A 12856-nucleotide genomic window follows, 5' to 3' on the forward strand; every position below is an offset into this window, starting at 1 on the left:
CACGTTAGCCTGGTAGGACGCCATTTGCAGGAGAGGCAAGATGCGGGCCCGACGGAAGCGGTCTTCGAACCGGTTTTTTAGCATGTCGCACGCGGAGCAGGCGCCGACGCCCACCAACGGCCGGCCCAAGACGTCCGCGCGGGCTTTGGCCCAGGTCATCGAGCGGAGCTCGCGGGTCCAAGGACCGGCGGCCGAGGCCTATGTGTCCCGGCTGCGCAACGCGCACCCGAGCAGCAGCCCTGCCGAGATCCTCGCCAAGCTGCAGAAGCGCTACGTGGGCATGGTGACGGCCAGCGGCATGGCGGTGGGCGCGGCGGCGACGATCCCCGGCATCGGCACCTTGAGCGCGCTGTCTGCCGCCGCGGCGGAAACGGTGACGTTCCTAGAGGCCACCGCGTTCTTCGTGTTGGCCGTCGCGGTGGTCTACGACATCCCCGCCGATCACCGGGAACGCCGCCGGGCTTTGGTGCTGTCGGTACTGGTCGGCGACAACAGTAAGGAAGCGGTCGCCCAGCTCTTCGGCCCGAGCCGTACCAACGGCGGCTGGATTTCCGAGAGCGTGGCCGCCGTGCCGCTGTCGTCGATGTCACGGCTGAACTCGCGATTGTTCAAGTCGTGGGTCAAGCGGTACGCGCTGCGACGCGGCGCCCTGGTGTTCGGCAAACTGCTCCCGGTGGGCATCGGGATCGTCGTCGGGGCCGTGGGCAACTACTTCGCGGGCAAGAAGATCGTCCGCAACGCCGACAGGGCGTTCGGCGCCCCGCCCGTGCGGTGGCCGCGCGCCCTGCACCTGGTGCCGCCGTTCCACGAAGCCGGCTAGCGCCCCTCCGACCCCCGTCTCCCTGGCGAATTGCTGGCGAAAGGTTAGCCTTTATAGGGCGGGAATCGTTGAGCATCGCCACTGCTGTGACATGCTCCACAATCCGAGGCCCGAGAAATGTACAGGCGCCGTGCAACAGCTGCGTAAGCGCTTGCAGGACAGAGGAATTGAGGCGAACAGCGGTCGTGAGCAACATAAGTTCACCATTCGGGCAGAACGAATGGCTGGTCGAGGAGATGTACCGCAAGTTCCGCGATGATCCCTCGTCGGTGGATCCGAGCTGGCACGAGTTCCTGGTCGACTACAACCCCGAGCCGACCGGCGAATCGGCCTCGAGCGCCCCGGCCGCCGGCGACGGCCAGCCCGCCGCGAGCGCCCCGCAAGCAAAACCCGCGCCGGTCGCCCAGCCGTCCGCCCAGACCGCCGCGCCGGCCCAACCCGCCGCCGGCAACGGTGCCGCCAGCGCCCCCGCGGCAGCACCGGCCAAAGCCAAAGCCCCGACTCCCCCGCCCGCCGAAGGCGACGAGCTGCAGACGCTGCGCGGCGCCGCGGCGGCCGTCGTCAAGAACATGTCAGCCTCGCTGGACGTGCCGACCGCCACCAGCGTCAGGGCCGTCCCGGCCAAGCTGATGATCGACAACCGGATCGTCATCAACAACCAGCTCAAGCGCACCCGCGGCGGCAAGATCTCCTTCACCCACCTGCTGGGCTACGCGCTGGTGCAGGCCATCAAGCAGTTCCCGAACATGAATCGGCACTACGCCGAGGTCGACGGCAAGCCCACCGCGGTCACACCTGCCCATACCAATCTGGGCCTGGCCATCGACCTGCAGGGTAAGGACGGCAAGCGTTCGCTGGTGGTGGCCGGCATCAAGGGTTGCGAGACGATGCGCTTCGCGGAATTCGTCTCCGCCTACGAGGACATCGTGCGCCGGGCCCGCGACGGCAAGCTGACCGCCGAAGACTTTGCGGGCGTGACGATTTCGCTGACCAACCCGGGCACCATCGGCACGGTGCACTCGGTGCCGCGGCTGATGGCCGGCCAGGGCGCCATCATCGGAGTCGGCGCGATGGAATACCCCGCCGAGTTCCAGGGCGCCAGCGAGGAGCGCATCGCCGAACTGGGAATCGGCAAGCTGATCACGCTGACCTCGACGTACGACCACCGGATCATTCAGGGCGCGGAATCCGGTGACTTCCTGCGCACCATCCACGAGATGCTGCTGTCGGACGCGTTCTGGGACGACATCTTCCGCGAACTGGGCAACCCATACCTGCCGGTGCGGTGGAGCACCGACAACCCAGACTCGATCGTCGACAAGAACGCCCGGGTGATGGAGTTGATCGCGGCCTACCGCAATCGCGGCCACCTGATGGCCGACATCGACCCGCTGCGGTTGGACGGCAGCCGCTTCCGCAGCCACCCCGACCTGGAAATCCTCAACCACGGGCTGACGCTGTGGGATCTCGACCGGGTGTTCAAGGTCAACGGCTTTGCCGGCCGCGAGTACAAGAAGCTGCGCGACGTGCTGGGCCTGCTGCGCGACGCCTACTGCCGCCACATCGGCGTGGAATACACCCACATCCTCGAGCCCTCACAGCAAGAGTGGCTGCAGCAGCGCGTCGAGACCAAACACGTCAAACCGACGGTGGCCGAGCAGAAATTCATCCTGAGCAAGCTGAACGCCGCCGAGGCGTTCGAGACGTTCTTGCAGACGAAGTACGTTGGGCAGAAACGGTTCTCGCTAGAAGGTGCGGAAAGCGTGATCCCGATGATGGACGCGGCGATCGACCAGTGCGCCGAGCACGGCCTCGACGAGGTGGTCATCGGGATGCCGCACCGCGGCCGGCTCAACGTGCTGGCCAACATCGTCGGCAAGCCGTACTCGCAGATCTTCAGCGAATTCGAGGGCAACCTCAACCCGTCGCAGGCGCACGGCTCCGGTGACGTCAAGTACCACCTCGGCGCCACCGGCGTCTACCTGCAGATGTTCGGCGACAACGACATTCAGGTCTCTTTGACCGCCAACCCGTCGCATCTCGAAGCCGTGGACCCGGTGCTCGAGGGCCTCGTCCGGGCCAAGCAGGACCTGCTGAACCGCGGCGCCCACGACGACGGGGACGAGAAGGCCTTCTCGGTGGTGCCGATGATGCTGCACGGTGACGCAGCCTTCGCCGGCCAGGGCATCGTCGCCGAGACGCTGAACATGGCGGACCTGCCCGGGTACCGGGTCGGCGGCACCATTCACATCATCGTCAACAACCAGATCGGCTTCACCACCGCGCCGGAGTATTCGCGATCCAGCGAATACTGCACCGACGTCGCCAAGATGATCGGGGCGCCGATCTTCCACGTCAACGGCGACGACCCGGAAGCCTGCGTATGGGTGGCACAGCTGGCCGTGGACTTCCGGCAGAAGTTCAAGAAGGACGTCATCATCGACATGCTGTGCTACCGCAAGCGCGGCCACAACGAAGGCGACGACCCGTCGATGACCAACCCCGCGATGTACGACGTCGTCGACATCAAGCGTGGGGTCCGCAAGAGCTACACCGAAGCCCTGATCGGCCGCGGCGACATCTCACTGAAGGAGGCCGAGGACGCGCTGCGCGACTACCAGGGTCAGCTGGAACGGGTGTTCAACGAGGTCCGGGACCTGGAGAAACACGGCGTACAGCCGAGCGCATCCGTCGAGGCGGACCAGATGCTTCCTGCGGGCCTGTCGACCGCGGTGGACAAGGCGTTGCTGTCCCGCATCGGTGACGCGTTCCTCGCCCTGCCGGAGGGCTTCAGCCCGCACCCGCGGGTGCAGCCGGTGCTGGAAAAGCGTCGGGAGATGGCCTACGAAGGCAAGATCGACTGGGCCTTCGGCGAGCTGCTGGCGCTGGGGTCGCTGGTGGCCGAGGGCAAGCTGGTGCGGCTGTCGGGCCAGGACACCCGGCGCGGGACCTTCTCCCAGCGGCATTCCGTGATCATCGACCGCAACACGGGCGAAGAGTTCACCCCGCTGCAACTGCTGGCGACGAACACCGACGGGACGCCCACCGGCGGCAAGTTCCTGGTGTACGACTCACCGCTGTCGGAGTACGCCGCCGTCGGATTCGAGTACGGCTACACCGTGGGCAACCCGGACGCCCTGGTGCTGTGGGAGGCGCAGTTCGGCGACTTCGTCAACGGCGCGCAGTCGATCATCGACGAGTTCATCAGCTCCGGCGAGGCCAAGTGGGGCCAGCTGTCCAACGTGGTGCTGCTGCTCCCGCACGGCCACGAAGGCCAGGGCCCCGACCACACCTCCGGCCGCATCGAACGCTTCCTGCAGCTGTGGGCGGAGGGTTCGATGACCATCGCGGTGCCGTCGACGCCGTCGAACTATTTCCATCTCCTGCGCCGGCACGCCCTCGACGGAGTTCAGCGGCCGCTGATCGTCTTCACGCCGAAGTCGATGCTGCGCAATAAGGCCGCCGTCAGCGACGTCAGGGACTTCACCGAGATCAAGTTCCGCTCCGTGCTCGAAGAGCCGACCTACGAGGACGGCATCGGTGACCGCACCAAGGTCACCAGGATCCTGCTGACCAGCGGCAAGATCTACTACGAGCTGGTGGCGCGCAAGGCCAAGGACAACCGGGACGACGTCGCGATCGTGCGCATCGAGCAGCTCGCCCCGCTGCCCAAGCGCCGGCTCAACGAAACGCTCGACCGTTACCCCAGCGCAAACGAGTTCTTCTGGGTGCAAGAGGAGCCGGCCAACCAGGGTGCCTGGCCGCGGTTCGGCCTAGAGCTCCCTGAACTGCTGCCCGACAAGCTGATCGGGCTCAAGCGGATCTCGCGCCGAGCCATGTCGGCCCCATCGTCGGGCTCGTCGAAGGTGCACGCGGTCGAACAGCAGGAGATCCTCGACATAGCGTTCCGCTGAGCCGAGCCCGGCGACGGCGAGCGCCCGAAGGGTGCGAGTGAGGAGCCGGGCAATTGAGCCTGAGCCCGGCGCGACGCGACCACCCGCCGGTACGAGTGACCGCCGGTACCGGCTAGCCTCGACGCAAACGAGCCGACAAGGAAGGGTGCTCATGCAGGGATTCGCCGGCAAGGTCGCCGTGGTGACGGGCGCGGGTTCGGGCATCGGGCAAGCGCTGGCCATTGAGTTGGCCCGCTCGGGCGCCAAGGTCGCGATCAGCGACGTCGACGTCGAAGGCCTGGCGGAAACCGAGGCGCAGCTGAAGGCGATCGGTGCCGACGTCAAGGCGGACCGGCTCGACGTGACCGAGCGCGAGGCGTTTCTGGCCTACGCCGACGCGGTCAAGGAGCACTTCGGCAAGGTCAACCAGATCTACAACAACGCCGGCATCGCCTTCACCGGCGACGTCGAAGTCAGCCAGTTCAAGGACATCGAACGGGTGATGGACGTTGACTTCTGGGGCGTGGTCAACGGCACGAAGGCATTCCTGCCGCACCTGATCGCCTCCGGCGACGGCCACGTCATCAACGTCTCCAGCGTGTTCGGGTTGTTCTCGGTGCCCGGGCAGGCGGCCTACAACTCGGCCAAGTTCGCGGTCCGGGGATTCACCGAGGCGCTGCGACAGGAAATGGTGGCGGCCGGGCATCCCGTGGCGGTGACCACCGTGCACCCCGGCGGCATCAAAACCGCGATCGCCCGCAACGCCACCGCCGCCGAGGGGCTCGACCAGGCCCAGCTGGCCAGCCTGTTCGACAAACGGCTCGCCAAGACCAGCCCGCAACGAGCCGCCCAGATCATCCTGGAGGCCGTGCGCAAGAAGAAGGCCCGAGTCCTGGTCGGCACGGACGCCAAGGTGTTGGACGCCTTGGTGCGGCTGACCGGCCCCGGATATCAGCAGCTCTTCGGGCCCGTCATGGGCCGGCTGATGCCCAAGCAGTGATGGCCGCCCCACCGGGCACTGTGGGTAATGGATAGCCTGGCGCAGCACGCCATTACGAGGGAGTACGCATGCATGGGTTCGCCGGCAAGGTCGCCGTGGTGACGGGCGCGGGTTCGGGGATCGGCCAGGCATTGGCGCTAGAACTGGGACGCGCGGGCGCCAGGCTCGCGATCAGCGACGTCGGCGTCGAGGGCCTGGCCGAGACCGAGGCGCAGTTGAAGGCGATCGGAACGGAAGTCAAGGCGGATCGGCTCGACGTGACCGAGCGCGAGGCTTTTCTGGCCTACGCGGATACCGTCGGCGAGCATTTCGGTCAGGTCAACCAGGTCTACAACAACGCCGGCATCACGTTCGTCGGATCCATCGAAGACAGCCGGTTCGAGGACATCGAACGGGTGATGGACGTCGACTATTGGGGCGTCGTGAACGGCACGAAGGCATTCCTCCCGCACCTGATCGCCTCCGGCGACGGCCACGTCATCAACGTCTCCAGCGCGCTCGGCCTGTTTTCGGCTCCCGGCCAGGCCGCGTACGTTTCCGCCAAGTTCGCGGTACGTGGATTCAGCGAGGCGCTGCGACAGGAAATGGTGCGGGCCGGCCATCCGGTGCGGGTCACGACGGTGCACCCGGGCGGGGTCAAGACGGGGTTCGCCCGCAACGCCATCTTCGCCGACGGGCTCGACCAGGACGGCCTGGCCGAGAAGTTCGAGGAACAGCAGGCCAAGACCACACCACAACGGGCGGCCCAGATCATCCTGGGCGCCGTGCAGAAGAACAAGGCCAGGGTGCTGGTCGGACCGGACGTGAAGGCTATGGACCTGGTGGTTCGGCTGACCGGTTCGAGACCTGAGCGGCTGCTGGCCGGGCCGGTCATGGGGCGCCTGCAGCAGGTGGTACACCAGCTCATGCCCAAGCGCTGACGCCCGCCTTACCGCCCCAGCGGGTGTTCCGCCAACCACCCGCCGGCGACAGCCTGCGGGTCGGCTCCGCCGGCCACCTGGCGGCGCATGTCGACCAGGGCCGCGGTGTCCAGCACGCCGGCGACCTCGTTGATCGCCAGCAGCTGCCGATCGCTCAGCGCGTTGCGGCGATACAGCGGCACCACGTTCTCGGCCCGGATCAGCGCGGGTTTGCCGTCGGCGAGCGTGACCAGGTCGGCAGGGAGGCCGGGGTCGGCGGTCGTCGTCCACCCCGCGGTCAGCTGCCCGGCCCGAACCGCGGCGAACATCGTTGTCTCGTCGGGCAATTCGCGCGGAGCGGGAAGCCGGCAGGTGCCCACGCTCGAAGGGGCCCGACGGCCGGTGACGGTGCCCACGACCAGGCCGGCGCAGTGCTTCGGCAGCGTGCTCAAGTCCGCGCTGACATCGCTGCCGCCCCATGCCTTAGCGGTGGGTCCCGTCACCAGCAGCACGGGCTTGTCTTCCGCGGCGGTCGCATAGTCGCCCGCGGCGACTCCCTCGGGCAGCGCGGCCACCATCGCGCGGTAGACATCCGCGTCGGACATCGCCACCGCGCCGGGCTGCAAACTCTCCAACTTGCGGCCGGTCAGGGCCGGGACGACGGTGAACGCGCCCGAGTCCAGGCGCGCCATCGGATCGTCGGCGGTCTCGGCGCGCGCCGCGAAACCGTAGGACCGCAGCGCGGCCACGTAGACGCCGGCCAGCAGCGCCGACTCGGAATCCGTCCCGGAGCCGACCACCAGTTCCGGACGGGCGCGGTGGTCGCCGGCGTCGGTCCCGCAGCCGGCCACAACGAGTAGGGCGGCGAGCAGCGGCACCGCCAGCCGGCCGGTCCTCACCCCGCGATGTCTGCGGGGTCCGCGGCCAGGGCCACCGCCGTGGCGACCGCATGCCCGACGCGCAGGTCCAGCGGGCTCGGGACGATCCGGTCGAACGCCAGGTCGTCACTGACGACCGAGAAGATCGCCTCGGCCGCGGCAACCATCATCTTTTCGGTGATCCGGCGCGCCCCGACATCCAGCGCTCCCCGAAACACGCCGGGGAAGGCCAGCACGTTGTTGATCTGGTTGGGGAAGTCGCTGCGGCCGGTGGCCACCACCGCAGCGTACTTGGCCGCCACCTGCGGATGGATCTCCGGATCGGGATTGGACAGCGCGAAGACGATCGCGTCGGGCGCCATTGTGGCGATCATCTCCTCGGGCACCACACCACCGGACACCCCGAGGAACAGATCGGCGCCGCGCAGCGCTTCCGCCATGCTTCCCGTGAGGCCGTCAGGGTTCGTGCGCTGCGCCAGAACGCTCTTCACGCTGTTCATGTCGTCGCGCCCGGTGTGCAGGATCCCGCGTGAGTCCAGCACCGTGATGTCGGAAACACCCATCGCCAGAAGGAGATTCGTGCACGCGACACCCGCCGCCCCGGCGCCGGAAACCGCTACCCGCAGCGACGTCATGTCGCGGCCGAGCAACTTGGTGGCGCCCATCAGTGCGGCCAACGCGACGATCGCCGTCCCGTGCTGGTCGTCGTGCATCACGGGGCAGTCCAGCGCTTCGATGACCCGCCGTTCGATCTCGAAGCAGCGCGGCGCGGCGATGTCCTCGAGGTTGACCGCGCCGAACGTCGGGCGCAGTCGCACCAGGGTTTCGACGATCTCGTCGGGATCCTTGGTGTCCAGCACGATGGGGATCGCGTTCAGGCCGCCGTACGCCTGAAACAGGGCGCACTTGCCCTCCATCACGGGCAGCGACGCGGCGGGGCCGATGTCGCCGAGCCCCAGCACGGCGCTGCCGTCGCTGACGACGGCGACCAGCCGGTTCGCCCACGTGTACCGGGCGGCCTGTCTGCGATCGGCGGCTATCGCGCGACTGACCTGCGCCACACCCGGGGTGTACGCGATCGACAGTGCCCGCCGGGTGTCCAGGGGGGCCGTCAGGCCTACGGAAAGCTTGCCGCCTACGTGTGCCTCGAAGATCTCCGCGTCGGTGATCGCGCCCTGTTCGGCGCGCGTCTGTATCGATTCAATCAACTCGGACACGCGCCCCAGGGTACTGACTACCGATTAGTAGGCCTAATCTGCGCGGGATGACGTTCCGCGACGACCGGGTGGCGTCAGATCAGTCCCAGCTCGGTCACCGCGTTGCGCTCGTCGACCAGCTCGGCGGTGGTCTTTTCGATGCGGCTGCGGGAGAAGTCGTCGATCTCCAGCCCCTGCACGATCGACCAGTTGCCATCCTTGGTGGTCACCGGGAACGACGACACGATTCCCTCCGGCACGCCGTAGGAGCCGTCGGAGTAGACCGCCATCGACAACCAGTCACCGTCCGGGCTGCCGAGCAGCCACGAGCGGGCGGCGTCGATGGTCGCCGACGCGGCCGAGGCGGCCGAGGAGGCACCACGCGCGTCGATGATCGCCGCGCCGCGCTTGGCCACGGTCGGGATGAAGTCGTTCTCGATCCAGTTCTGGTCGTTGACCACCTCGGCGGCGTTCTTGCCGCCGACCTCGGCGTGGAAGATGTCGGGGTACTGGGTGGCGGAGTGATTGCCCCAGATCGTCATCTTCTTGATGTCGGTGACCTTCGCGCCGGTCTTCTTGGCCAGCTGCGAGATGGCCCGGTTGTGGTCCAGGCGGGTCAGCGCCGAGAACCGCTCCTTGGGGATGTCGGGGGCGTTGCTCAGCGCGATCAGCGCGTTGGTGTTGGCCGGGTTGCCGGTAACACCGATGCGGACGTCGTCGGCGGCGACGGAGTTCAGCGCCTTGCCCTGCGCAGTGAAGATCGCGCCGTTGGCCTCCAGCAGGTCGCTGCGCTCCATGCCCGGGCCACGCGGCCGCGCGCCGACCAACAGTGCCAGATTCACGCCGTCGAAGATCTTGTTCGCGTCCGCGCCGATCTCCACCCCGGACAGCAGCGGGAACGCGCAGTCGTCCAGCTCCATCACGACGCCCTCGAGCGCCTTGAGCGCCGGCTCGATCTCGAGCAGACGCAGCTCGATCGGGCGGTCGGGGCCCAGCAGTGCACCGCTCGCCAGGCGGAACAACAGGCTGTAGCCGATCTGGCCGGCGGCGCCGGTGACGGCGACCTTGAGAGGACTTGCGCTCACGTCGAAATGCTCCTTGTGGAGGTAGTCATGCAGATTCGGGTCTGGGCACGAAACTAGCGCACCCCTCTGGGCTGCCAACCTCCGGTCCGACGCCCGGCCATTCCGCCGCGCGCGGATCGGCGCGCTTTGCAAAGCCAGGGCGCGTAGCATGAAGCACCGCCCGGTCAGACCTGCGCAGCGATCGGAGGTGGATGTGTTCCAGGGTTTTGACGCATTGCCCGAAGCGCTTCGGCCGCTCGCCCACGAGCCGCGTCCGCCGCATCCCGATCCCCAACCCAACTCCCCCAACGAGACGTTGGTCGACTGCGCCATCTACGCCGAGGGCCACCGGCTGCCCGGGAAATTCAGCCCTGCCGCGGCCCGGGACAAGGTGCGCCAGATCGAAATGCTCGGACACGAGGCCTTCGTCTGGGTCGGTCTGCGCGAGCCCGACCAAACCGAGATGCAGGACGTCGCAGACGTTTTCGGACTGCACCCGTTGGCCGTCGAAGACGCGGTCTGCGCGCATCAGCGGCCCAAGCTTGAGCGCTACGACGACACGGTGTTCCTTGTCTTGAAGACCGTTACCTACGTCGCGCACGAATCGGTGACGAAGGCCCGCCAGATCGTCGAAACCGGCGAGATCATGGTCTTCGTTGGCAAGGATTTCGTGGTCACCGTCCGCCATGGTGAACACGGCGGGCTATCCGAGGTGCGAAAGCGGATGGAAGCCGACCCGGAGCAGATGCGCCTGGGACCGTACGCGGTGATGCACGCCATCGCCGACGACGTGGTCGACCATTACCTCGAGGTGAGCGGTCTGGTCGAGTCCGACATCGACAGCATCGAGGAGGTGGCGTTTGCCCCGGGCCGCAAGCTCGACGTCGAACCGATTTATCTCCTCAAACGCGAGGTCGTCGAACTGCGCCGGTGCGTCAACCCATTGTCCGGCGCGTTCCACCGAATGCAGGTGGAAAACAAGGACCTGATCTCGAAAGAAGTCCGGCGCTACCTGCGCGACGTCGCCGACCACCAGTCCGAGGCCGCGGACCATATCAACAGCTACGACGACATGCTCAACTCGCTCATACAGGCGGCATTGGCCCGTGTGGGCATGCAGCAGAACTCCGATATGCGCAAGATATCGGCCTGGGCCGGCATCATCGCGGTGCCGACCATGTTCGCGGGCATCTATGGCATGAATTTCGAGTTCATGCCTGAGCTGAAGTGGCACTGGGGCTATCCGGTGGTGGTCGGCATAATGGTCACTGCCTGCCTGACTCTGTACTTCAGCTTCCGAAAACTCAACTGGCTCTAGTCCAGCGGCTGAGCTATCAATTAGGTTGTGCGGCAGGTCGATTCGGATTCAGCACGTCGACGCCATCGTTCTGCCACGCCTGTCGCATGGCTTCGGCGCCCTTCAACCGCACCCAGGCCGCTTCGGTCGCGGTGATGGGAGTCGCCGCGAGGAATTGCACCGGGTCGCGGGGCGGTTCCAGCGGCAGATCGTCGATGTCGCTGGGGCCCAACAACACCGCGGTAAACGGCACCCGCCCCCCGGGTCGCGCCCACAGCGGCGAACCGAGATCGACCAACGCGTCGGCGGTCAGCACCAACCCCTCGACGGCAGGTGTCGCGGCCAGTACCGCCAGGCTGCGGGCAATGCCGCTGACCGGCCCCGGATTTCGCAGGCTCAGCACGACTTCGGCGCGCGGGCCCCGCGTCCGGTCGTCGACGATCTGTGTCGGGTCGGTCATCGGATAGCGCGAACAGCCCAGCGACACATAGTGCACCAGCCCGTCGCTCCCGCGAAAGCGCAGTACCTCGATGGGTTCGGTACCCAGGAAGGTCACGCTCGCCGAATCGGGCTCTGCGCCGGCGAAGTGGCGGCGCAGGTGGGCCCGCACCTGGTCCAGGATCGGGCTCACCGCTCCCCAGACACCGCGTTGGTCAGGTTCACCCCGGAGCCGGCGTCGAAAACGGCGAGCTTCGCGGTGTCGAACGCCAGCTCGAGAGACTGCCCCATTGCCGCTTTGGACTCCGCGGGAACCCTTGCCACGAACTGGTTTTCGTGTGCGTGGGCGGCGGCGGCCAGCTCCTCGAGCTGGGCGGAGTGCGCCGCCCACCCCGCGGTGGAAAAGTAGACGAACTTGTCGGCACCCAGCGACTCAACCAAATCCACCTTCACCTCGAAGGCGAGCGCCCGGATGCGCTGGTACCCATCGATCAACGCGGCGTCGTGCAGATGCTCGGGCCGTACCCCGACAATGACGTTCTCCGGCGCGGGGTGCTGCGCGATCGCCTGTCGTACTTCCGGTGTCACCACCACTTCCCCGAACGGCAGCGTCAGCCCGGTGGGCGTCAACGTGGCCGGGAAGAAGTTCATGGCCGGCGAGCCGATAAACCCCGCGACGAACAGGTTGGCCGGATGTTCGTAGAGCTCGTCGGGGGTGCCGATCTGCTGCGCGACGCCGCCGCGCATCACCACCACCCGGTCTCCCAGCGTCATGGCCTCGGTCTGGTCGTGGGTGACGTAGACAGTCGTGGTGCCCAGCCGCTTCTGCAGCCGTGCGATCTCGCCGCGCATCTGGACGCGCAGCTTGGCGTCCAGGTTGGACAGCGGCTCGTCCATCAAAAAGGCTTTGGGGTGGCGCACGATCGCCCGGCCCATCGCGACCCGCTGTCGCTGCCCGCCCGACAATTGGGAGGGCTTGCGGTCGAGCAGTTCAGTCAGGTCAAGGGTTTTGGCGGTCTCCTCTACCTTCTGGGCGATCTCGGCCTTCTTCATCTTGGCGAGCGTCAGCGGAAACGCGATGTTCTGCCGCACGGTCATGTGCGGATACAGCGCGTACGACTGGAACACCATCGCGATGTCCCGATCCTTGGGCGCCTTCTCGTTCATGCGCTCTCCACCGATGCGCAGCTCGCCCGACGAGATGTCCTCAAGGCCGGCAATCATGTTCAGCGTTGTCGTCTTACCGCACCCCGACGGGCCGACCAGAATCAGGAACTCGCCGTCGGCGATGGTGATGCTGAGGTCCTTTACCGGGGTGGCGCCGTCCGGGTAGCTCTTGGTGACATGGTCCAGCACAATCTCGGCCATCGC

The 12856-nt window shown here is 67.0% G+C and carries 10 protein-coding genes; 5 read left to right on the forward strand and 5 right to left on the reverse strand.

The window, feature by feature from the left end:
• Positions 1-40 precede the first annotated feature (40 nt).
• From A5781_RS08185 to A5781_RS08200, 4 genes are all read left to right on the forward strand, one after another.
• On the forward strand, positions 41-820 hold the full coding sequence (locus A5781_RS08185; RefSeq protein WP_067203664.1) for a hypothetical protein: 780 nt from the start codon (positions 41-43) through the stop codon (positions 818-820).
• Between the two features lie 185 nt (positions 821-1005).
• Positions 1006-4734: a multifunctional oxoglutarate decarboxylase/oxoglutarate dehydrogenase thiamine pyrophosphate-binding subunit/dihydrolipoyllysine-residue succinyltransferase subunit gene (locus tag A5781_RS08190; protein ID WP_067203667.1), complete on the forward strand. Its 3729-nt coding sequence runs from the start codon at positions 1006-1008 to the stop codon at positions 4732-4734.
• Positions 4735-4885: 151 nt separating this feature from the next.
• Positions 4886-5713: an SDR family oxidoreductase gene (locus A5781_RS08195; RefSeq protein WP_067203670.1), complete on the forward strand. Its 828-nt coding sequence runs from the start codon at positions 4886-4888 to the stop codon at positions 5711-5713.
• Positions 5714-5781: 68 nt separating this feature from the next.
• Positions 5782-6633, forward strand: a complete 852-nt coding sequence (locus A5781_RS08200; protein WP_067203671.1) for an SDR family oxidoreductase — start codon at positions 5782-5784, stop codon at positions 6631-6633.
• Between the two features lie 8 nt (positions 6634-6641).
• Here the strand turns inward: A5781_RS08200 and A5781_RS08205 are convergent, their stop codons facing one another.
• From A5781_RS08205 to A5781_RS08215, 3 genes are all read right to left on the reverse strand, one after another.
• Entirely contained in the window at positions 6642-7511 is an 870-nt protein-coding gene (locus A5781_RS08205; RefSeq protein WP_067203673.1) for a glycine betaine ABC transporter substrate-binding protein, read from the reverse strand.
• On the reverse strand, positions 7508-8707 hold the full coding sequence (locus A5781_RS08210; protein WP_067203676.1) for an NADP-dependent malic enzyme: 1200 nt from the start codon (positions 8705-8707) through the stop codon (positions 7508-7510). The genes A5781_RS08205 and A5781_RS08210 overlap by 4 nt, the downstream gene beginning before the upstream one ends.
• A gap of 74 nt (positions 8708-8781) precedes the next feature.
• On the reverse strand, positions 8782-9771 hold the full coding sequence (locus A5781_RS08215) for a malate dehydrogenase (protein WP_067203678.1): 990 nt from the start codon (positions 9769-9771) through the stop codon (positions 8782-8784).
• 193 nt (positions 9772-9964) lie between these two features.
• On the opposite strand from A5781_RS08215, the gene corA reads away from it, so the two are divergent.
• The gene (gene corA / locus A5781_RS08220) at positions 9965-11068 is read left to right on the forward strand and encodes a magnesium/cobalt transporter CorA (RefSeq protein WP_067203852.1); all 1104 of its coding nucleotides are present in this window, start codon (positions 9965-9967) and stop codon (positions 11066-11068) included.
• A gap of 16 nt (positions 11069-11084) precedes the next feature.
• Here the strand turns inward: corA and A5781_RS08225 are convergent, their stop codons facing one another.
• Both A5781_RS08225 and A5781_RS08230 read right to left on the reverse strand, forming a co-directional pair.
• Positions 11085-11678 (reverse strand): suppressor of fused domain protein, encoded by a 594-nt coding sequence (locus tag A5781_RS08225; protein ID WP_067203680.1) that lies wholly within the window; start codon positions 11676-11678, stop codon positions 11085-11087.
• A complete protein-coding gene (locus A5781_RS08230) occupies positions 11675-12853 on the reverse strand; it encodes an ABC transporter ATP-binding protein (protein WP_067203682.1) in 1179 nt (392 codons plus the stop codon). The genes A5781_RS08225 and A5781_RS08230 overlap by 4 nt, the downstream gene beginning before the upstream one ends.
• Positions 12854-12856: the final 3 nt, after the last annotated feature.

This window comes from Mycobacterium sp. 852002-30065_SCH5024008 (genome assembly GCF_001665645.1).
Lineage (GTDB): Bacteria > Actinomycetota > Actinomycetes > Mycobacteriales > Mycobacteriaceae > Mycobacterium > Mycobacterium paraffinicum.